At 69.7% G+C, this 20,543-nt stretch carries 18 protein-coding genes; 7 read left to right on the plus strand and 11 right to left on the minus strand.

What is annotated here, in order from left to right; genetic code table 11:
* Positions 1-69: 69 nt before the first annotated feature.
* From ACTWQA_RS52010 to ACTWQA_RS52025, 4 genes are all read right to left on the minus strand, one after another.
* The gene (locus tag ACTWQA_RS52010) at positions 70-1,224 is read right to left on the minus strand and encodes a hypothetical protein (protein ID WP_443166234.1); all 1,155 of its coding nucleotides are present in this window, start codon (positions 1,222-1,224) and stop codon (positions 70-72) included.
* A gap of 43 nt (positions 1,225-1,267) precedes the next feature.
* Positions 1,268-1,570, minus strand: coding sequence for a hypothetical protein (locus tag ACTWQA_RS52015; protein ID WP_443166235.1), 303 nt, complete (start codon positions 1,568-1,570; stop codon positions 1,268-1,270).
* Positions 1,571-1,804: 234 nt separating this feature from the next.
* Complete coding sequence (locus tag ACTWQA_RS52020; protein ID WP_443166236.1) at positions 1,805-2,164, minus strand: hypothetical protein; 360 nt, start codon at positions 2,162-2,164, stop codon at positions 1,805-1,807.
* A gap of 56 nt (positions 2,165-2,220) precedes the next feature.
* Positions 2,221-2,583 (minus strand): DUF6223 family protein, encoded by a 363-nt coding sequence (locus tag ACTWQA_RS52025; protein ID WP_443166237.1) that lies wholly within the window; start codon positions 2,581-2,583, stop codon positions 2,221-2,223.
* A 207-nt stretch (positions 2,584-2,790) separates the two neighbouring features.
* Between ACTWQA_RS52025 and ACTWQA_RS52030 the strand changes: the two genes are divergently transcribed.
* Together ACTWQA_RS52030 and ACTWQA_RS52035 are read left to right on the plus strand one after the other, a co-directional pair.
* Positions 2,791-3,039, plus strand: a complete 249-nt coding sequence (locus ACTWQA_RS52030) for a tryptophan 7-halogenase (RefSeq protein ID WP_443166238.1) — start codon at positions 2,791-2,793, stop codon at positions 3,037-3,039.
* A 7-nt stretch (positions 3,040-3,046) separates the two neighbouring features.
* The gene (locus tag ACTWQA_RS52035; RefSeq protein WP_443166239.1) at positions 3,047-3,970 is read left to right on the plus strand and encodes an NAD(P)/FAD-dependent oxidoreductase; all 924 of its coding nucleotides are present in this window, start codon (positions 3,047-3,049) and stop codon (positions 3,968-3,970) included.
* Between the two features lie 9 nt (positions 3,971-3,979).
* On the opposite strand, the gene ACTWQA_RS52040 is transcribed toward ACTWQA_RS52035, so the two are convergent.
* The 3 genes from ACTWQA_RS52040 to ACTWQA_RS52050 form a co-directional block, all read right to left on the minus strand.
* Complete coding sequence (locus ACTWQA_RS52040; RefSeq protein WP_443166261.1) at positions 3,980-6,601, minus strand: helix-turn-helix transcriptional regulator; 2,622 nt, start codon at positions 6,599-6,601, stop codon at positions 3,980-3,982.
* A 190-nt stretch (positions 6,602-6,791) separates the two neighbouring features.
* The gene (locus ACTWQA_RS52045) at positions 6,792-7,754 is read right to left on the minus strand and encodes a golvesin C-terminal-like domain-containing protein (RefSeq protein WP_443166240.1); all 963 of its coding nucleotides are present in this window, start codon (positions 7,752-7,754) and stop codon (positions 6,792-6,794) included.
* 548 nt (positions 7,755-8,302) lie between these two features.
* Positions 8,303-9,334: a LacI family DNA-binding transcriptional regulator gene (locus ACTWQA_RS52050; protein ID WP_443166241.1), complete on the minus strand. Its 1,032-nt coding sequence runs from the start codon at positions 9,332-9,334 to the stop codon at positions 8,303-8,305.
* Positions 9,335-9,551: 217 nt separating this feature from the next.
* On the opposite strand from ACTWQA_RS52050, the gene ACTWQA_RS52055 reads away from it, so the two are divergent.
* The 5 genes from ACTWQA_RS52055 to ACTWQA_RS52075 are packed head-to-tail and all read left to right on the plus strand — an operon-like array spanning position 9,552 to position 13,945.
* The gene (locus ACTWQA_RS52055) at positions 9,552-10,532 is read left to right on the plus strand and encodes an ABC transporter substrate-binding protein (RefSeq protein ID WP_443166242.1); all 981 of its coding nucleotides are present in this window, start codon (positions 9,552-9,554) and stop codon (positions 10,530-10,532) included.
* Positions 10,529-11,344 carry an ABC transporter permease gene (locus ACTWQA_RS52060; RefSeq protein ID WP_443166243.1) on the plus strand — a complete coding sequence of 272 codons (816 nt, stop codon included), beginning with the start codon at positions 10,529-10,531 and terminating at the stop codon, positions 11,342-11,344. Before ACTWQA_RS52055 ends, ACTWQA_RS52060 begins: the two co-directional genes overlap by 4 nt.
* Positions 11,341-12,135, plus strand: a complete 795-nt coding sequence (locus ACTWQA_RS52065; protein WP_443166244.1) for an ABC transporter ATP-binding protein — start codon at positions 11,341-11,343, stop codon at positions 12,133-12,135. Before ACTWQA_RS52060 ends, ACTWQA_RS52065 begins: the two co-directional genes overlap by 4 nt.
* On the plus strand, positions 12,132-12,944 hold the full coding sequence (locus ACTWQA_RS52070) for an ABC transporter permease (RefSeq protein WP_443166245.1): 813 nt from the start codon (positions 12,132-12,134) through the stop codon (positions 12,942-12,944). Before ACTWQA_RS52065 ends, ACTWQA_RS52070 begins: the two co-directional genes overlap by 4 nt.
* Positions 12,941-13,945 (plus strand): amidohydrolase family protein, encoded by a 1,005-nt coding sequence (locus tag ACTWQA_RS52075; protein ID WP_443166246.1) that lies wholly within the window; start codon positions 12,941-12,943, stop codon positions 13,943-13,945. The genes ACTWQA_RS52070 and ACTWQA_RS52075 overlap by 4 nt, the downstream gene beginning before the upstream one ends.
* A gap of 190 nt (positions 13,946-14,135) precedes the next feature.
* On the opposite strand, the gene ACTWQA_RS52080 is transcribed toward ACTWQA_RS52075, so the two are convergent.
* The 4 genes from ACTWQA_RS52080 to ACTWQA_RS52095 form a co-directional block, all read right to left on the minus strand.
* Positions 14,136-14,264 carry a hypothetical protein gene (locus tag ACTWQA_RS52080; protein ID WP_443166247.1) on the minus strand — a complete coding sequence of 43 codons (129 nt, stop codon included), beginning with the start codon at positions 14,262-14,264 and terminating at the stop codon, positions 14,136-14,138.
* A 199-nt stretch (positions 14,265-14,463) separates the two neighbouring features.
* On the minus strand, positions 14,464-15,585 hold the full coding sequence (locus ACTWQA_RS52085; RefSeq protein ID WP_443166248.1) for a helix-turn-helix domain-containing protein: 1,122 nt from the start codon (positions 15,583-15,585) through the stop codon (positions 14,464-14,466).
* A 135-nt stretch (positions 15,586-15,720) separates the two neighbouring features.
* A complete protein-coding gene (locus ACTWQA_RS52090) occupies positions 15,721-18,510 on the minus strand; it encodes a hypothetical protein (protein ID WP_443166249.1) in 2,790 nt (929 codons plus the stop codon).
* Positions 18,507-20,300, minus strand: a complete 1,794-nt coding sequence (locus ACTWQA_RS52095) for an HSP90 family protein (RefSeq protein WP_443166250.1) — start codon at positions 20,298-20,300, stop codon at positions 18,507-18,509. Before ACTWQA_RS52095 ends, ACTWQA_RS52090 begins: the two co-directional genes overlap by 4 nt.
* Between the last annotated feature and the right edge of the window lie 243 nt (positions 20,301-20,543).

Consider the following 20,543-nt stretch of genomic DNA (forward strand, 5'->3'; position numbering starts at 1 on the left):
TTCACTCATTCTGTGGTAATATTCCGCCGAGGGAGTACGAGGACGCCTTCTATAAGGCGCAGGGATCTACTACGTCATTCGCAAGTTCGCAGGAATCGTAGCCTCCAAGATCCCCGGGGCGGTCCAGACTTCCGCGAAGAACGATGCGGTGCGGTGCTCCTGCCAGTCCTCTGCGTCCTCATCGTCGAGATCACCTGCTTCATCGCGATCGATCGCGTACTCGGCATACAGCAGCCAGCAGCCGCGAATTCCGCTGAGCAGGTCTTCGAGTAGGTCGAGAGCCGGGCGGGTGGGATCCAGGGGTGTGATCCGCAGGTTGAGGGCGTCCAGGCTCACCTCGGGCTGGGCATCGCGCCATTTGTCGATCATCTGCTCGGCGGCGGTGATCCGTTGTTTGAGTGCCGTGATGTTGGGGATTTCGCCTTCCGCGACACGCAGGGCAGCGCGAATCATGGGCATCACCGCCTGGCGGGGGGAGGCGCCGTCGGCCATCAACTCGAGGACGAGAGTCGGGGTCTCGTGGGGGAGGGCCTCGATGTTGTCGGCCTCGGCCACGATCTGCGTGGCGGGCAGCCCGGCATACTCGGCGGTGATGGTGGCCGCCGCATGCAGCCAATGCGCGGCGGCGACGGCGGCCGCGGCCGGGTCGATCTCGGTGAAGAGCGTTTCGGGGCCGAAGGGGTCGTCGTGCAGCATGCTGTCGGCTTGGGCCACCTGGACAGGCGAGGCGTCCTCGCGGGTGAGGACGACAGCCTGTCGGGCACGCTCGGACAGGTTGCCCAGCTCGGCTTGCTCAATGGCGGCCAGTTCGGCGGCGACGTCGATGGTGACGCGGGTGGTCAGCTCGGCGGCGTCGAGCGTGTGCAGGGCTCGGCCGACCCGGTGTGCGGCTTCTTCGACACGGATGTAGGACTGGATCATGTGGCCGTCTGAGGGCAGATTGGGGCTCGTCAACGCGGTGGGGACGACGGTAAAGGCGTCGCGTTCGCCTTGCCGGCGCCAGCCTTCGGAGTGGGGCTCGTGGCTGTCTGCGGCGCTGGCTGGATGGGTGTAGCACCGCCAGCACGCTTCGGAGAGCTGGGTCAGCGCCCTGGCCAGACTCAGGGCGTCGTGGCTGGAAATCCCGGAAGGAAGACCGGCTACGACCACCGCGGTGTCCCCCAGCCCAGTGCTCCAGCAGGCGATGAGGGCGTTGCGGCTGCGATCGATGGCGTACCGGGTCAATGGGACTCCTCACGGATAGCCAGGAAAGGCGGCTGGGACATGCTCAGCATGGAGCATCCGCGGCTCGCTGAGCGACAGCGATCGTTTCCGCTGGAGGACGATGTCGCTGACAAGTAGCAGCTTCGAGGAAGAGCACGAGAAAACCAGTGAAACCGGCATAGCCGAGCACGTAGCCGCTCATCACCCACGTCGCGGTGCCGGTGGTCAGGCCGAGGTCGGTGCGGATGGTGGGGATGGCAACCGCCAGCATGGCGACGTCGCTGCCCTCGAGGAAGATCGTGCCGCACAGGACGAGCAGCAGGGCCCAGGATCGTCCGCTCTTGCGGGCCGGGGGGATGGTGGACACGGATACGCTCCTCACCTGTTGAGTCGCTTGGTCGCATCCGGTTCATCCCGGAACTGATCACCACGAGCGGGCCGCGCTCTGTGAGAAGGACGACGCCCTTTCCCAGGCGGACGGGATTCTGCGCAGGTTTCACCGCACGGGGCGCTCCTTGAACGGTCGGCTGTCAGGTCCGTCCAGCCTGAGCTGACTCGTCGAGAGCGGCTCGGCCGGGTGAGTGCGGCGGCCGGTCCGGATTCAGGCGAGCTGAAGGACGCTCATCCCGAACAGCAGGACGCCCAAGGGGATGTGCAGGGCCGTCACCTGCGCGATGCCCAGCGCTACCTGCGCCGAGATGAGCCCGAAGAACCCGGCCGCGTACAGGATGGGCCGGGGCGAACCGCCGCCCGGCCGCCACGCCAAGGTCGCGGCGACCAGGTGTATCAGCGTCACGATGAACGCCGTGTACGCCCCAGCGCTGTGCAACACCCCACCGGTGGGTACGGACAGCAACAGCCCGGCCGTGATCGCCTGGATGAAGACTGCCACGGTTTGCAAGGCGATCGCGGTCCGCAGGAAGGCGAGGTTGCCTCGCTTCGTCGTCGTGCGCGGGGGCATGGTGAGGTTCCTTCTCTTTCAGTGAACTTTTCGGGCGAACTGCGTGGCGGTGACCTTCACGCGGACCCGGCCCGGTGCCCGTTGCGGGCGCGGGCCCGTACCAGTCCGCCGAGGGCCAGGCTGACCAGGCCGAGCATCACGGCGACGAGGGCGCCGGCGAATCCGTTGCCAGTGCCGAAGCCGGTGCCGGCGGTGGTGGCGGCCCACACGCCGCCGCCGGCCACACTGACCAGTCCCGCCGTCAGGGCCGCGTTGGCCGCCGTCCGGGACTGGCCGAACCGGCCGCCGGGACGGGCCAGTGCCAGCCCGCCGACGACCACGCCGGCCAGCGCGATCAGCGCGACCACCGTCGGCACGAGACGCCCGGAGGTCAGGGCGTAGCCAACGGACGAATCCGGCTGAACCAGGGCGATGTTCATCTGCTTCTCCTTTTCTCGGTGAAGTTCTTGGATCACACGCTAGGAACGGCACGCCGTCGGAGGTATCGGGCATGTGCCCCTAATTGCCGTGTCCGGCGGGGCGGGCCCGCGATTAAGGCACATGCCCGATACCGCGGGACGCCGGCCGTTCCTAGCGTTTGGACCTGCACGAAACAGCGAGCAGATGACGTGCGGGGAGAAACGCTGATGAACATCGTGGTCCTGGGTGGTGGCTACGCCGGTGTCATGAGCGCGGCCCGGCTGGCGCTGCGCACCCGCGGCAAAGGCGTCTCCATCACGCTGGTCAACCCGTCCGAGCTGTTCGTCGAGCGGTTGCGGATGCATCAGGTCGCGGCCGGGCACGAACTGGCTCACCACCGCATTCCCGACCTGCTCGGCAACCGGGTGGTGTTCGTCCAGGGATGCGCGAAGGCCATCGACACCGTCGGGGGGTGAGGTCACGGTGTCCGCGGCCGGCGGGATGCGGGCGCTGCCGTACGACCGGCTCGTGTACGCGCTGGGCAGCTACACCGACGCCGGGATCGTGCCCGGTGTCAGCGAGCACGCCTACACCCTCAACGACGCGCGGCTGGCCCGTCGCATGGCGCTGCGGATGGCGGCCCTGGACGAGATCGGCGGGACGATCGCGGTGTGCGGCGGGGGCCTGACCGGCATCGAGGCGGCCACCGAGATCGCGGAGAACCATCCGGCTCTGCGCGTCACCCTGATCAGCAGGCAGCGGCCCGGCTGGATGATGGGGGAGAAGGCGCGCGCCCATGTGAACGCCGCCTTCGCCAGGCTCGGGGTGACCGTGCTGGCGAACGCCGAGATCACCAAGGTGCTCCCCGGCGCCGTGGCCCTGGCCGGCGGGGAGACCGTGCCGGCCGACGTCTGCCTGTGGACGGCCGGCGTACGCGCGCCCGCGCTGGCCGCCGAATCCGGCATCGCCGTGGACGGCAGCGGCCGGGTACTGGTCGACGCGGCGCTGCGGTCGCAGTCGCATCCGGAGATCTACGCGGTCGGGGATGCGGCAGCCGTCCGCCAGGCGTGGGGGCCGATCCACGGCACCTGCCAGAGCGGGATGCCGTCGGGCGCCCACGCCGCTGACTGCATCGCCCGCGAGATGTCCGGCAAGAAGGTCAGGCCGTTCCGGTTCGGATATTTCCACCAACCGGTCAGCCTCGGTCGCGAAGACGCCGTGATCCAGTTCGTCCGCCACGACGACTCTCCGCGCCACTGGTATCTCAGGGGCAAGGCCGCGGTGGCGTACAAGGAAATGATCAGCAGGAGCCCGATCACGATGTACGGATGGGTGCGGCGCTACCCGGTGCCCCCCGGGCTGTCCAACGGCGGGCGCGCCACGCGCAAGCCGTTCATGCCGCTGTGACCGCGCGCGTCAGGTGAGCTGAAGCCGCGCCAGCTCGGTACGGGTGGTGACGCCCAGCTTGGGGAAGGCGCGGTAGAGGTGGTGGCCGACGGTCTTGGGAGAAAGGAACAGCTTCGCGGCGATCTCCTTGTTCGTGGCTCCGGTGGCGGCCAGGCGCACCACCTGAAGCTCCTGGCCGGTGAGCTGGGCCACCAGGTCGTGGCCTGCGGCACGGGTAGGCGTGGTCTCACCCGCCGCCCGTAGTTCCGCGGCGGCGCGCCCGGCCCACAGCGTCGCGCCGAGGAGGGTGAAGGTTTCCGCGGCGTGGCGCAGCTGGGTGCGGGCGTCGGAGGCGCGGCGGGATCGGCGCAGCCACTCGCCGTACACCAGCGCTGATCTGGCCTGCTCGAACGGCCGGTCCGCACAGGACACCGCCGCGGTGAAGTGCGCCTCCGGGTCGTCGTCCAGGGACAGCAGGGCGCGGCAGCGCGCCAGCACGGCGTCCGACCAGGGCAGTGAGGCGGCCTCGGCCCAGCGGCGGAGCCGTTCGAAGGGTACGACCGCCGCGTCGGCGTTGCCGAGGCGTACGGCGGCCTCGATCTCGTCCGCCGCGAAGCAGACGGCGCTCACCTGGTGGCCGATGGGGCCACGCGCGGCGGTCGCGAGCCGGTCGAGGACCGCTTCCCAGCGTCCGTAGCCGAGGTCCAGCATGGCCAGCGCCCAGACGCCCCACCCGGCGCTGATGGAGACCAGCTCGACCGCGAAAGGCCCGAGATCGCGCGCGGCGTGCTCGCGGCACCGCTCCTCCTCGCCGCGGACGGCGGCGATCCAGGCCAGCACGCCGTGGTGGTGGGCGACGCGATGCGACTGCCCGGTGTCCTCGGCCATCCGCAGCCCCTCGGTCGCCGCCGATTCACCCTTCTCGAGCCGGCCGAGGTACAACTCGGCGGCGGCGAGCTGGGCCAGCGCCATCGGGGCTGCTCCGATCCTTCCGGTCGTACGGCACGCTTCCACCTGCGCTGCCGCGAGGTCACGGGCGACCCCGAAATGGCCGGCCGCGATCGCGTACCCGGCGAGGTGTTCTTGTGCGGCGGCCGGATCCGTGAGCCTGGCACGGAATTCCGGCAGGGCCTTGTCCAGGGACCCCACAAGGAAGTCCAACGTCGCCGTGACCAGCGTGAAGCCCGGATGCCCCGGCGCGCCCGCAAGCTGCGCGAAACAGTGGTGCACGCGCCGGGACAGCCCGGGATCACCGGCATAGAACGCCGCCAGGCTCGCCTGGGCCAGCAATGCGGCGGCCCTGTCCAGGGCGCCGGGCAGGGGTGTCGTGAGCTCGGCTGCCTTGATGAGCAGGTCGACGGCGGTATGGAGGGAGCCCATGTTGAAGGCGTGCTCGGCGCGGACGGAGTTCAGGGCCGCCCGCTGGTAGGGGTCGGTGAGCAGGCGCTCGGCCTGCTCGGCGAGGGATTCCTGCAGGCCGGCCAGACCGGCCAGGGCGGCCGCCTGGGTGGCGGCCAGGAGCCTGCGGCCCCGTTCAGTGTCGCCCTCGCTGAGCTGGGCGGCGCGGGCGAGAGCCGAAGCCGCCGCGGCGTACCCGCTGCGTTCCCGGGCGCGTCCGGCGGCCGATTCCAGGGCCGCGGCGACGCTCTCGTCGGGGCCGGGTGAGGCCGCGGCCAGATGCCAGGCGTGGCGGTCGGCGTCCCGCTCACCGTCCAGCACCGCGGCCAGCGCGCGATGGATGGCCAGCCGCCGGGAGAACGGGGTGCCTTGGTAGGCCGCCGTCCGTACCAGCGGATGCCTGAAGGTCACCACCGGCCCGATGATCCTGATGAGGCCCGCGGCCTCGGCCTCGTCCAGCCCATCCACGACGCCGAGTGCGTCGGCCGTACGCAGAATCACGTCCAGCGCGCCGGTCTCCTCGGCTGCGGCGATGGTCAACACTGCTTGGGCGGGGTGCGAAAGCTCACCGATGCGCCGCTGGTAGGCGTCCTGGATCCGCTGTGGCAACGGCAGGCGTCCGGTCGGCAGCGTGGTGGGGCCGGTTGCCAGGTGTTGCAGCTCCAGGAGCGCCAGCGGGTTGCCCTCGGCCTCAGCCAGCACCCGGTCGCGCAGGTGCCAGGGAAGGCGGGGAGCCTGCGTGTCGAGGATCAAGCTCGCCGATTCCCGGTCGAGATCGCCGAGCTTGAGCTCGGTCACCCCCGGTGCGCTGAACCCGGGCCTGGCGCCGAAGATCAGAGCGATGCCTTCGTGCTGGAGCCGGCGGGCCACGAACACCATGGTCTCGGCCGAAGGTCCGTCCAGCCAATGAGCATCGTCGACAAGGCACAACAGCGGCCCGTCCCCAGCCAGCTCGTCCAGCAGGGTCAGCGCGGCCAGGCCGATGAGGAAGCGGTCGGCGCCGGCTGCGCCTGTCAATCCCAGCGCGCCACGCAAGGCGTCCGCCTGCGGCGCGGCCAGCGCGTCCATCCGGTGCAGCGCCGGGCGTAACAGCAGGTGCAAGGCCGCGTAGGGCAGCTCGGCCTCGCTCTCCACTCCCGCTATCCGCAGCACCCGCGCACGGTCGGACCGCGAGGCCGCGTACTCGAGCAGCGCGGACTTCCCGATGCCCGGCTCGCCCCAGATGTGCAGCGCACCGCTTTCACCGGAACGAATTCGGACAGACGCTAGGTGGGGATCGCTCCCCTAGTCAAGAACGCCGCTACAAGGCCTTGAGCATAGCCACGGCGCGCGGGCATGGCGCAGCCGGCGCCGCTCGGCGGTGAGGCCGAGCAGCGCCGACAGCACCGCGAATGTCATCGGTTCGCGTCTGCGGTGGGCACTGGCGGGCCGGCCGTTGATGCCCTTAGCCGAGTGGAATGACCGGCTCCGTCGACCGGCTGGCGTAGAAGCAGCCCGTGGTGGGCAGGCTGCTCGCCGCCGGTGGGGTGGCGCCGTCGTAGACGGCCAGCAGGAAGTTCTGCGGGCACCGCCGGGTGCTGCCGGTGCGGATGCCGAAGTGCAGATGCGGACCGGTCGAGTTGCCGGTGTTGCCGGTCAGCCCGATCTGTTGCCCGGCGCCGACCGACGCGCCGTTGGAGACCGACCACGACGAGAAGTGGCAGTACGTGTAGATGGCCCCGTCGGTTCCGGTCAGGTTGATGCCTCGCCCGCACAGGCTGTCGTCGATCACCGTCACCGTGCCGGCGCGCACCGCGTACGCCGGGGTGCCGGTGCCGACCGGGAGGTCGATCGCGGGATAGTCGTGGTGCGGGTCGTCGTACTCGCTGCGCGGCAGCGCGTTGCGCGGAAGGGGTAGCGAGAACGAGCCCCCTCCGGTGGACGAGGTGATCCGGACCGCGTCGGCGACGACGTAGCCGGGCTGGCTGGTCCAGCGGCTGACGCCGACCACGTTGTAGTCGCCGGCGGCGAGGGTGAACGTGCCGAGACTGACCCAGCGGCCACCGTTGGCGCGCTGGTCGATGACCACGGTACGGGTGCCGTCGGTGGTCGCCACCAGGAAGGGGGTGGCGCTGTTGTAGCCGGCGTCCGCTGGGTACCAGACCTCGACCAGGTGGGCCCCGGCCGCTGCGATCGACGCCTTGAACCAGGCGGCGTCGCTCGCGACGGTGTTCGGTGTCGCGAACCGGTAGTCCGCGCCGTACCGCTGCGCGGACCATGCCGATGTGCCCCAGTCGGCGCCTGCGGTGAACTGGCCGGGGGTGGCGTTGTCGACCGTGGTGGTTGCGGCGGTCGCGGGCGCCACAGCGCCGAGCAGAACCAGAGAGGCTGCTACGACGGCGGCCGATAAACGAGTGGTGATTTTCACGAGCTGGTCCCTCCGGGGGGTTGAGGGGGAGCGCGGGCGAAAGTATCTAACCAACATGCGAGCATCAATGAAAGATATTTACATAGATCAGTTTCTTGGCCCGGGTTAGCGGCCGGGGACCTGATCGCGAACACGCAGCACGGCCTGCTGCACTACGGAACTGCGACGCTGGCGCTGGCGTCTGGTGCTGAGCTGAAGGTGGTGCAGGCACCCTGGGGCATGCCAGCACCGTGGTGATCGCCGACGGGGCGATGACGGCGGCCTTGGAAGCGCAGAGGGTCGCGTCGACCAGCGGACCTACAGGCATCGACCGGCGTCAACGACTACCTGGTCTACGTGCCCCGGAACTGGAAGAAGGAGGACAAGCTCCCCTGTACGTGATGCTGCCCTATCCCGACAACGGCGGGCAGTGCTGGCGCGCGGTGTGGTGAAGACATCGGCGTACTCCAACCTAGGGTCACGAGGGTGGAAACGCGATTTCGGCGGGCCTGCCGATGTTGATGACAGCCATCGGCGCGCAGTTCCGCCAGCGTTCTGGAGGGCCAGGGTTAGGCAGGCATGGGGGTGGTGCGGCGTCCGGTGGTTTCCCTGGGGATGAGGCGATGGCTGAGGATCGTGGCCGTTGGATTGTCCGTCTCCGCGCCCGGGGCGGCCTCGATGATGTGGCGGGCGGCCATGGCGCCCATCTCGTACAGCGGCAGGCTCACCGTTGTCAGGCCGACGAACTGGGCGACCCTGAGGTCGTCGATGCCGGCGACGGAGATCTCGCCCGGCACGTCGATGCGGGCCTGCCGCAGCGCGTTGAGCGCGCCGACGGCAGCCTCGTCGTTGGCGGCGAGGATGGCGTCGGGCATCGGCGGGCGGGCGATCAGCCGCATGGTAGCGGCGTGCCCGGACTCGTAGTCGAACCCGCCGGGGTGGCACTGCGCGGCCTCGGCGAGGTCGGCGTCGCTCATACAGGTGAGGAAGCCCTCACGGCGCTGCCGGCTGGCGACCATGCCAGGCGGGCCCTCGATGAAGGCGATCCGGCGGTGGCCGAGGGAGAGAAGGTGGTCGGTGATGTCGTAGGCGGCGGTGCGGTTGTCGGCGGTGATGGTCGGGCAGCCGAGGTCGCGGATGGTGAGCGACACGGTCTGGATGCCCTGCTCCCGGGCCTGGCGCACGGCTTTGACGAGCTCGGGCGTGTGGGGGTCGTCGTCGTAGCCGCTGCCTGCGAAGATCACTCCGGCGGCGCGGTAGTCCCGCATGGTCTGCAGCCGGTTGATCTCTGTGCTGGTGCGCCGGTCGACGTTGGACAGCATGGTGACGTACCCGGCTCGGCTGGCCACGTCGTCCACTCCGCGGGCGATGACCGAGAAGTACGGATTGACGATGTCGCTGACGAGGACCCCCAGGAGGCGGCTGCTGCGCGAGACCAGCGCGCGCGCCAGGGCGCTGGGGGAGTAGCCGACTTGCTCGGCGACGGCGATGACCCGCGCCCGGGTCTTGGCCGAGATGGGGTGGCTGGAGCCGTTCAGCACCCGTGACGCGGTGGACACCGACACGCCGGCCGCCTTGGCGACCTCCACCAGTGAACTCACGTGCACCCTCCTGAGGACAACGTTTGCCTAAACGATGGCACGATTCGCTCAGGCCGGCTATCGATTGAGGAAAACCGCCACGTAACTAACCTGCAACGCCCCCTTGACGATGTTGTGCCGCAGCTCTTTAACTTGCCCGCAAGGCAGACGTTTGCCTAGCCAGTGACCTCTGCTTACGCAAGGCCGAGGCCACGGACGTGAGCTCGAAGGAGGAGCCATGCACGCCGGGACTCATGTGAAACGGATCGCCGCGCTCGCGGCCCTGTCGGCCGTGGCCGCCTGCGGCGGCGGGGGCGCGGGCACCAACGCGGACGGGACGTCGTCGTTCACGGTGGCGGTGATCGAGCCGGACATCACGACGGTGCCGATCCTGGCCGCCGTGGACGCCGTGCGCCAGGCGGGTCACCAGGTCAAGGTGGTCGAGCTGGCCGAGCCCGAACTGGCCATCGAGGGGCTGGCCAAGGGGGATTATGCGATCTCGGCGGAGGCGACGAGTCCTGCGCTGATCGCCATCGAGCAGGACGCCCCCATCAAGATCATCGCTGATGTGATCGGCAACCAGTGGGCGATCTACGGCAAGCCCGGCATCTCCTCCTGCGACGACCTGAGTGGCCGACCGTTCGGGATCTTCAGCGAGGGCGCGGTGGCCACCGCCATGGCCAAGGAGTGGGTGGGCGCCCACTGCGGCGCAGGCAAGAAGCCGAACTACCTGACCATCGGCGGCTCCGACGTACGGGCCCAGGCCCTGGTGGCGGGCGAGATCGACGCGACGCCGCTGGAGATCTCCGACGTGGTCGCGCTGGAGTCGGGCACCTCGAAGTTCGCCCAGGTCGTCGACTTCGGCAAGACCTTGCCCGACCTGCACCCGCAGACCGTCTACGCCAACGCCGAGTTCCTTGCCGAGCACAAGGACGCGGCCCAGGCGTTCGTCACGGCTCTGATCCGCGAGCACGCCAAGATCAACGCTGACCCGCAATACCTGGTCGGCCTGGTGAAGAAGCACCTGCCCGATGAGGACGCCGCCGACGTCGCCGAGATCGCCCAGCGGTACGTCAAGGCGGACCTGTTCGACGCGGCGGCCCTGACCGAGCAGAACGTCCAGGGCACCATCGACTTCTTCGTCAGGGCAGGCGTGATCAAGCAGGGCATGACCGCCAAGGACGCGGCCGACCTGTCCTTCGTCAAGGCGGCCGCATGACCGCCGGTCCCCGTCCCGCGCGCCGTCCGGGGGCGCTGCGCCGCGTCGCCGACGCCGGCCTGCCGTACCAGCTGCTGACGTTCGCCCCCTTCGCGGCGGGCTGGGAGCTGTACGCCCGCGAGTGGGGCGGCCTGCTCATCCCCACTTTCACCGAGACGGTGGAGGCGACCGTCGAGCTGCTGGGCAGCGCGGAACTGTGGCAGGCGATGTACGTCAGCAACCAGGCCCTGGTGCTCGGCTTCGGCATCGCTGTCGCGGTCGGCGTGCCGGCGGGCATCGTACTCGGCCGCTTCCGGCTGCTGGAGCGCCTGGCGGACGTCTATCTCAACATCCTGCTCGTCACCCCGATGGCGGCGATCATCCCGCTGCTGGTCATGTCGGTCGGCTTCGGGCTGGCCTCGCGGGTCATCCTCGTCACGATCTTCTCGATCGTCATGGTCGTGGTGAACAGCCGCGCCGGGGTCCGCCAGGTCGACCCATCACTGATCGAGATGGCCCGCTCGTTCGGCGCGAGCGAGCGGCAGATCTGGACCCGGGTCCTGCTGCCCGGCGCGCTTCCCGCGATCATGACCGGCATCCGGCTGGGCATCGGGCGCGCGGTCACCGGCATGGTGATCGTCGAGCTGCTCATGGTCTCCACCGCACTGGGCGGACTGATCCTCGAGTACCGCGGCCTGTTCAAGGCCCCACTGCTCTACGGCACCATCGTGATCATCCTGGCGGAGGCGCTCCTGCTGATCTCCGTCGCGCGGTGGGGCGAACGCAAGCTGACCGGCTGGGCGCACACGATGACGGCAAGGAGCGCCAGATGATCGAGATCCGTGGATTGAGCAAGAGCTTCGTCGGCCAGGACGACGAGGTCGTGGACGCCTTGCGGGACGTCAACCTGACCGTGAGCGAGAACGAGTTCCTGACCGTGCTCGGGCCCAGCGGCTGCGGCAAGACCACGCTGCTGAAGGCCATCGCCGGGCTCATCCCCTGGAACGACGGCGACATCCTCGTGGACGGCACGCCCGTGCGCGGACCCGGTCCCGACCGCGCCATAGTCTTCCAGAACTTCGCGCTGCTGCCCTGGGCGACCGTACTGGACAACGTCGCCTTCGGGCTCCGCATGCGCGGCGTCGGCCGGGCCGAGCGTGAGGAACGCGCCCGCTCCCTGATCGCCATGGTGGGGCTGTCGGGGTTCGAGACCAAACGGCCCGGCGAGCTGTCCGGCGGCATGCAGCAACGCGTCGGCATCGCCCGCGCCCTGGCCGTGCAGCCTCGGGTGCTGCTCATGGACGAGCCGTTCGGCGCCGTGGACGAGCAGACCCGCCGCCTGCTGCAGGAAGAACTGCTGTCGATCTGGGAGGAACACCGGATGACCGTCGTGTTCATCACCCACAGCATGGAGGAGGCGGTGCTGCTGGGCGACCGCGTCGTACTGATGAGCGCCCGGCCCGGCCGCATCGCCGAGATCGTCCCCGTACCGCTGCAACGGCCCCGCTCCAGCGACGTCGGCGCCCTCGAACGATCGGGACAGTACGTCGAGATCACCGCCTACCTCTGGGATCGGTTGCGCGACATGCACGAGGAGCACCGACCGGCGAAGGTGGCCGGATGAGTGCGGTGGCCGAGCGGCGGGCCGTGAGCTCCAGCCGGCGGCGGCTGCCCTGGCGGCGTCTACCGGCGGCCCCCGTCAGCCTGGCCGCCGGAGCGGCGGCGTGGGAGCTGATCGGGCACCTGGCCGACGTGTCGTTCTTCCCTCCGCTGAGCACGGTGCTGGCCCGCCTGGCCGAGATGGTGAGCAGCGGACTGATCGTCACCAGCCTGGCCGACAGCCTGGTCAACCTGGTGCTCGGCTTCGCGATCTCGCTGGCTGCAGGCCTGCTGACGGGCGTCGCGATGGGCCGCTACCGCAAGGTCGAGGCCGCGCTCGGCGTCTACGTCTATGCCCTGCTCACCGCCCCGTCGCTGGTCTTCGCGCCGATCTTCTTCTCCCTGCTGGGAGAGGGCCGCAGCTCGATCGTCGCCGTGGTGGTCATGTACGCGATGTTCGTCATCATCATCAACACCGCCTCGGCCATCCAGGCCGTGCCCGCGCATCTGATCGAGATGGCTCGCTCCTACGGCGCGAGCGAACGCCAGGTGCTGCTGCGCGTCATGCTCCCGGCCGCCGCCCCCATGATCATGGCCGGCGTCCGGCTAGGCGTCGGCCGCGCCGTCACCGGCATGATCAACGGCGAGATGTTCATCGCAGTCGTCGGCCTGGGCCGCATCATCACCCAAGCCGGCGGGCGGTTCGACGGCGCGAGCGTGCTGGCCGTGCTCCTGGTCATCATCGCCGTCGCACTCGGCGCCGTCGCCCTGGTCCAGGCCGTCGACCGCCGCATCACCCGCTGGGTCCCGAAGACCACGAGAGGAGACCGATGAAGGTCGACGCCTACAGCCACATCCTTCCGGCACCGTACTTCGAGCGCATGCGCGAGCTCGCCGTCGATCCCGGTGCTCTCAAACGGTGGCTGGATCTGTCCGCGCTGCACGACCTCGACGCGCGGCTGCGGATGATGGACGAGTTCGGCGACGGCTACCAGCAGGTTCTCACGCTGTCGTCGCCGCCGATCGAACTGCTCGCCAGCCCGGCCGAATCCGCGCCCCTCGCCCGGCTGGCCAACGAGTCGATGCTGGAGTTGTGCGAGAAGCACCCTGAACGGTTCCCGGCCTTCGTCGCCTCCCTGCCGATGAACAACCCCGACGCCGCCCTGGACGAGCTCGCGTACGCCATCGACGACCTCGGCGCCCGCGGCGTGCAGGTCTTCACCAATGTCAACGGCCGCCCCCTGGACGATCCGGCGTTCCAGGCCGTGTTCGACGAGATGGCTCGCCGCGACCTGCCCATCTGGATGCACCCCACGCGCAGCGCCGCCTTCGCCGACTACGCCACCGAGGACACCTCCAAGTACGAGATCTGGTGGGCGCTCGGCTGGCCGTACGAGACCAGCGCCGCCATGGCCCGGCTGGTCTTCTCCGGCCTGTTCGAACGCCACCCCGACATCAAGATCATCACCCATCACCTGGGCGCCATGATCCCCTACCTGGAGGGCCGCATCGGGCTGGGCTGGAGCGACCAGCTCGGCAGCCGCACCGCCGGCGAGGACTACAGCAACCTGCTGCCACGCCGGCCCTTGGAGTATTTCCGCCGTTTCTACGCCGACACCGCCCTGTCCGGCTCCGCCATCGGCACCCGCTGCGGCCTGGACTTCTTCGGCGCCGACCACGTCCTGTTCGGCACCGACTGCCCCTTCGACCCCGAAGGCGGGCCGATGTACATCCGCGAAACCATCAGGGTCATCGACGCCCTCGACATCACCGACGCCGCCCGCGAACAGATATACCACCACAACATCCGACGCCTGATGCGGCAACCGAGTTAACGGAGCAGAAAGTCACGCCCCTCGTTGGAGAGGTTGATCTGATCGTGTCCAAGCACCGGCACGGCCAGACCGGTACGGTCACGGTGTCGGGCGAGTTCCGGTACGCGCGAATGGCGGACTTTGCCTGACGCTGGAATAGGGGTGAGGTGCAGGAAGCGCCCTGCACGGGATCAGCTTCCGACACCCCTCGCTACTGCAGATCAGCAGGGCTGTTCGGCAGGCGGAGGTGGCGGCCCAGGCGAACCATCTCATGCAGCAGCTTGAAGCCCTCGTCGGCGGTGCAGAGCCCTTCAACGATCGCTTCGCAGAACAGGTCCATGGTGTCCCGTGTAGTGATGCCCTGCCTGCGGGCATAATCTCCGGCGTCCCGATCGTCCGTGATCCAGAGGGATCCGCGGAACTGCGGCCGATGGCCTCAACCCAGCGTCCCCTGCCGCGCAGAATCTCCTCCAGGAGGCGTAGGCGTGACACTGCGGCGAAGTTGCACAGCATGGTGTTGTCGGGGACCCAGTACCAGGTCATGACGTCAGGGGAGGTTCCTCTCCGGCTTGTTCAAGAGCCTGCCGGATGCTCTCGCTATCCTCGCCGATCAGGTTGGAGAAAGGACGCAGGGTCGAGGTGCCGTCGAGGTAGGCCTGGAAGGTGTCGCGCAACAGCAGCTGCGGAATCCGGCATCGGGAGGCGGCGTCGATCCACTCAGTGAACGAACCCAGCTCGCCGGCGAGCAGAGCCGCGGACTCGGTGGTCATGCCGCGGAACCGGTCGCAGAGATCTTTGGAAATCAGGCTCACGTTATGCAGCCGCCAGGCCAACGCGCTGGGTGACACCCACCATCGGAAGGCGAGCTTGACGAAGGACTCATCCGTCCAGGCCATGCCGCTCGTCTCCGATTTCAGTCGCTCTTCCGGTAGGAGAAAGGCGGTGGCGAAGGCGTTCGCTCGGATCTCGGAGGACTGTCGGCTATGACGCTTGTCGTAAATGTCGGCCTCTACCAGCAGGCCTTGATCGTCGCCGGCCAATACGTGCCCCAGCTCATGCGCGAGCGTGAAGCGCTGACGGCTGGGGACCGTCGAGGTCCCGACCACAATTAGCCGGCGGTGCTCTCTACTGGAGGCCAGACCGTCGAAACCATCAGGCAGTTCGCTGATCGCCACATCGATCCCGAACACGTTCTCGATCAGCTCGGCGAGATCGCGTGTGTGGCTGGGATCGGCTCCGGCAGCGCATGTCTGGTCAAGGGCCCAAGCGGCAAGTTGTTGCCCCTGCCCTACCCACCAACTGCCCACGGGTGTGGTTTGAGGGAGGGTGACGTGCTGCTTGTAACCGAGGAAGGCGAGGTCCGCGCGGAGCTGAGTGAGCCGATCGGCCTCCTGTGCGGCACTCTCCACAGAACTGCCCGGCGGGGACGAGAGCCTCCCCGCCAACGCAGGGGTCTCATCGGCGCCGAGCAGCCAGTCAACCGTCACGCCACCGAGTTCGGCGATCCGCGCCAGGTCGAGGGAGGTGAACCTTCGGGTGCCGGATAGCGACTTGGACATCTTCGACGGGTCGAGTCCGGCCAGCGTCGCGAACTCGCCTTGGCTTCGGCCACTTCTTGTGATCAGCTGGCGGACGCGCTGTGCCACGATCTCCCCGCACATGCCTCCACTCTAAGCTTCAGTTGCGAAAATCGCAACGGAGTCGATCCGGGTTATCGCTGCTGGTGCTCCTCACCGGAACCGCTGGGCCCGGGGACGGCGGCGGGTCGAGATGTCACCCCGCGGTGGGGCATCCGCTCAACCGCTGGGAGCGCTCCGGCTGGGTCCGGCGGATCGGCGGAGCTGATCCAGGGTCTCCGCCAGCGCCCGAGCCGCCGCTTGGTGCAGCGGCGTCTCCTGACCGGCGGCCTCGATGATGGCCCGCAACAGCGGCTCGGCGAGGTCGGGACGGCCCAGCCGGACCAGGGTACGGGCATGCAGGAAGTCCATGGTCGTCGCGTCGGTCACCTCACCCACCTGCCGGAAGGCCGTGGCCGCACGTGCCGCGCGGTCGGCCGCCTCCTGGAGGCGGCCCGCCGCGGACAGCACGTGCGCGGCGCTGCGAAACGTGATCGCCCAGTTCCGCGGGAGGCGCTCCGCGGGCTCGGCGGGCAGCGCGCCGGTCATGGCCTCAGCCTGCGCGAGTACGGCGAGGGCCCGCTCGACGTCACCGGTCCGCTGCAGGGACAGCGCCTCGGACGCGCGGCAGATGGCCGCCACGTGCACGTCGCCGAGCCCGGCCGCGGCATCGGCGGCCTCCCGGTAGGTCGCGGCCGCCTCCGCGTCCTCGTCCAGGAGGTCGTGGATCTTCGCCGATGGCATCAGCGCCTGGAGAAGCAGCCTCGCGTCGTTCCGGCCGCGGGCCGAGGCCGCGACTTTCTCGTACTCTTCGAGCGCGGAGGCGTGGTGGCCGAGGATCTGATGGCACTCGGCGAGCAGGAGACGGTTCCAGTTGGCCATGTCCGGCTCGGCCAGCTCTCCGAGCTCCCGCAAGTGGTCCAGCCACGTGGCCACGTCGGCGGCGGTCTCCATCGCGTCCTCGGCCCGGCCCGCCGCACGGTACGCCACGGCGAGTTGATAGCCCTGTTCGGCGGTGTCGGCGTCGCGGGAGCGTGCCTCGCCGACTCCGTCGATCAGGTCGTCGAGTGCGTCGGCCGCGCGGCCGGACAGGACGAGGGCGACACCACGCCGATACCGGAGGTAGCCGCGCAGCTGTGCCGGTGCCGACGGCGGTAGCGTGGCGAGTTCCTGTTCGACCAGGTCGGTGAAGTGATGCGGAGCGCCGGCCCGTTCGTGGTTGCGGCGCCGGAGCTCGAACGCCCTGACGAGCTGACCGGGTGAACCCGCGGCGGCGAACGCCTGCCGTGCCGTGTCGGCCAGGCCGATCACCTGGGCAGGCGGGAATCGGTCGAACTCCCGCCAGAGGCCTTCAGTCAGCGCGAGCGAGCCGATCAGGATCGGATCGCCACAGGCCAGGGCATGCCGGACGCCATTCGCCAGAGCCTGGTACGCCTTCGGCACCTTCCCGGCCCAGGACAGCGAACGGGCATGGAGCAGTTCGCCCCGGGCGATCAGCTCGTGCCGGCCGGTACGGCGCAGTTCGCCCATCGCCCAGGTGACCATCGGCAGGCCCTCGTGGAACCGGTCCTGATCGCACAGCCAGTTGCCGAGCCGGCACGTGCACAGCAGGTAGCGCTGCTGGTCGCCGGCCTGCCGGTAGGCCTCTGCCGCCCAGCGGAACCGTTCCTCGGCCCGCTCGGAGTCGGTCAGAGCGGTCAGCTCGGCGTGGCGCGCGGCCAGGTGCGGCGGGGGTGTGCCGACGGCGGCCACATACCGGCGGGCCAGGGCGGGCTCGTCCCGTCGCTCGTGCCACTCGGCCCGGTCCAGCAACGCCTCGGGCGGCAGGCCGGGCGGGATCTCCAGCCGTACCGGTCTGCGGGCGCCCGGAGAGAGCGGCAGGAAGTCGACGACGGGAGGCGCGGTCAGCCGGGCGCGGATCCGGTCCCCCTGACAGGTGGTGCCGTTGCGCGCGTCGAACCGGGCGGCCAGGTCCCGTGCGGTGCTCTCCATCTCGTGGCACAGCTCGGCCACCGACCAGGTGAGGTCGCTGCCGTTCGCTCGGACCGTCTCGTCGCCCCGGCCGGCCGCGGTCAGCCGCCGGAGCAGGACCGCCGCGGCGGTGGCGAACTCCATCTTGCCGTTCGGCCGGTTCAGCGTGGGAAAGCCCGCCAGCTGCTCCCGCAGGGCCGACAGCCCGGTCTCCTCATTACCGGTCAGCGCACAGAACTCGATCTTCATGCCGCCGTACTCGTATCGGTAGACGCCCTGGTACATCGCACGGCGTGCCCGGTTGAACGCCTTCGCCGCCTCCTCCAGTCGCCCGGCGCGGGCCAGCGGCAGCAACATCAGGCACTGGATCGGAGCGGACGGCTCCGTGAAGGTGACCTCGCCCGCGAGCACCGGCCCGGCGAGGGCCAGCGCCCGCCCGACAGAAGCGTCGTTGCCGCGCAGGAGCAGCCGCTCGACCTGGACCTCGAAGTCCCACACCGAGTCCGGGTCGGGCCCGCCGGCCGCCTCCCACTGCTGGTGGCAGCGCTCCTCCTCGGGCCAGTCGCGGGCGAGCTGTGCCACCCACCGGCGGGCGTCGTACACCTGCCGCAGGCTGTGACCACCGGCGCGGAAACGGCGCTCCATGTCCTCGAAAGCGCCGTAGATCTGGGCCAGGCTGATCTCGGGAAACTCGGCCATCGACTGGGCGATGTTCGCGTACCAGCTGCGCAGCGACCAATCCTCTTCCGGCCCGAACTCGCCGGGCCGTGCGTCGTACTCGCTCAGGCAACGGGAGAACAGCGGGAACGCCTTGTCCCACTGACGATCGACGCAGTACGCGTTGGCCAGGCTGCGGCGCGCGGCGAAGGCCAGCCGGTGCAGTCCGCCGGCGTCGGCGTGCCGCACCAGGTCCTCCAGCAGCGCGGTCTGCGCCTCGCCGTGGCCCATCCGCCTGGCCTGCTCCAGCATGGCGGCCAGCTCGGCCCCGCTCCGGCTCATCGGGCGCCTGCCGCGCCGATGGCCCAGTCCAGCAGATCCAGGAAGGAACGGTTGAGCATCGCGCCGTCCTCCGGGCGGAGCGGATGGTGGCCGGACAGCAGCGCCTGACCGTACAGAGCCTGAATGCCGAGAGCGGCCAGGGCCGGGTCGCGCACCTCGGCGACCCGCCGCACGACGGGGTTGCGCAGGTTGAGGATCAGCTGCGGCCGGTGCGCCGCGTCAGTGGTGTCCACGGCGCCGAGCACTCCGGACCACAGCTCACCCGCCGACGACCAGGCCGTCCGCATCTCCGCCGCCTGCACCGCGGCCCGGCTCGTCAGGTACAGGGCCGGCAGGGCAGGCGGGTCGAAGGAACGCGGTACCACGTCGCATCCCAGGTTCCGCAGGACACCGGCAGCCGCTGTGAGGAACGGCCGCAGCCGGGCCTCCAGCACCGGGTCCGGCGGCTCGAACCGGGTGGCCAGCTCGGTGGGATCCAGCCGGCGTACGACGATCGCCGGGTCCAGCAGCGGAAGCCGGCGCATGATCTCGATGTCGTACGCGTAGCCGCCGTTGACCAGGCCGAAGTTCTGCGCGCTGGCGACCGCGGCCAGCACGCGGAACTCGTCGGCGGTCGCCGTGTAGCGCACCACCGGGTGTCGTCGGCGGAAGTCGGCGAGCGTCATCGGCCCGGCGTCGGTCTCCATCGGCCACCAGCGGTCCACCACGCGCAGCATTTCCACATCGTGCAATGCCAGTGACTTGACGCCCAGGTGGTGGACGGCCAGGAACTGCCGGAGGCGGTCCGGCTCGGTCGCGGCCAGGCGCACGAGCCAGTCCCTCACCTGCGCGCCGAGTGCCTCCCGCGTGTCGGCGAGCAGGTCGTCTTCGTACAATGCCTCGCGGCTGGCGGTCGGGCGCAGTTCGCCGGTGTCCACCACGCACCGGACAAAGAACGCCCACTCTGGCAGCAGCTTGTCGACGCCGTCGGCCAGCAGCATCCGGCGCAGGTACACCCGGTGACCCGACTGGGCCGCGGGATTGGCCGCCATCGGCAGGACGAACGCCAGCCCGGTCAGCCCGGCCTCGGGGACCGCCAGGTCGATCACGTCGAACGGGGCGAAGCCGAAGACGCGTTCGGCGTACGCGCGCAGTGCCCCGGCCCGCGCGGCCGGCGACGGATACCCGTGCTGCCAGGGCAGCGCACCGGAGTTCACCCGCCGCCCGGCGATCGAAATCGTCACCGGCAACGCGTCCCCGTACGACGCCACCAGGTCGTTCACCATCTCGCCGGCCAGCCAGCGAGCCATGCCGGGCACCGGGCTGAGCGTCACCGTGGTACCGGGCTCTATGCGCTCGCGCGTCGCGGGGGCCACGCGATAGCGCCCGTCGGCCAGGCCGGTCCACTCCACCGTCGGCCCGCCGTGCGCGGAGCGAGTGGTCACCCGGACTTCGTCGGCCACCAGAAAGCAGGACAGCAGTCCGATGCCGAACTGGCCGAGGAACTCGTGCCGCGCCAGGCCCAGGTCGTCCCGCTTGGAGCTACGCCCGATCGTGGCGAGCAGCTCGTGCACCTCGGGCTCGGACAGGCCGATACCACTGTCGTGTATGCGCAGTGTCCCGTCGCCGGTGACCTCGGGCGGCTCGATCGACACCACGGCCGGCGCACCCGGGTCGATCGCCCGGCGGGCGGTGATGGCGTCGACCGCGTTCTGCAGGAGCTCCCGCATGTACACCCGTGGACTGGCGTACAAGTGTCGGCTGAACAGGTCGACGATCCCTCGCAGATCGACCTGGAACGTACGCTCCACGTCCTCACTCCTCGGTCGTTGTTACCAGCCGGCCATAGTAGTGGTGCCGGGAAGCCGGCTCTTTGCAGGCATCGTCCTATCATGATCAGGCATGGTCGCTTCCTCCCCACTATCAGCCTGTGTGCGAGCGGATGGGCTGCGCGGCCAGGCGATCGATACGGCAGCGGCTTCGAGGACGCCGGCAGGCGCATTCGCGTGCTGGGCCCAACCGCTACGAGCAACCATTGAGCAGCCGTCGCCCGG

The organism is Nonomuraea sp. 10N515B (assembly GCF_052245915.1).
Lineage (GTDB): Bacteria > Actinomycetota > Actinomycetes > Streptosporangiales > Streptosporangiaceae > Nonomuraea.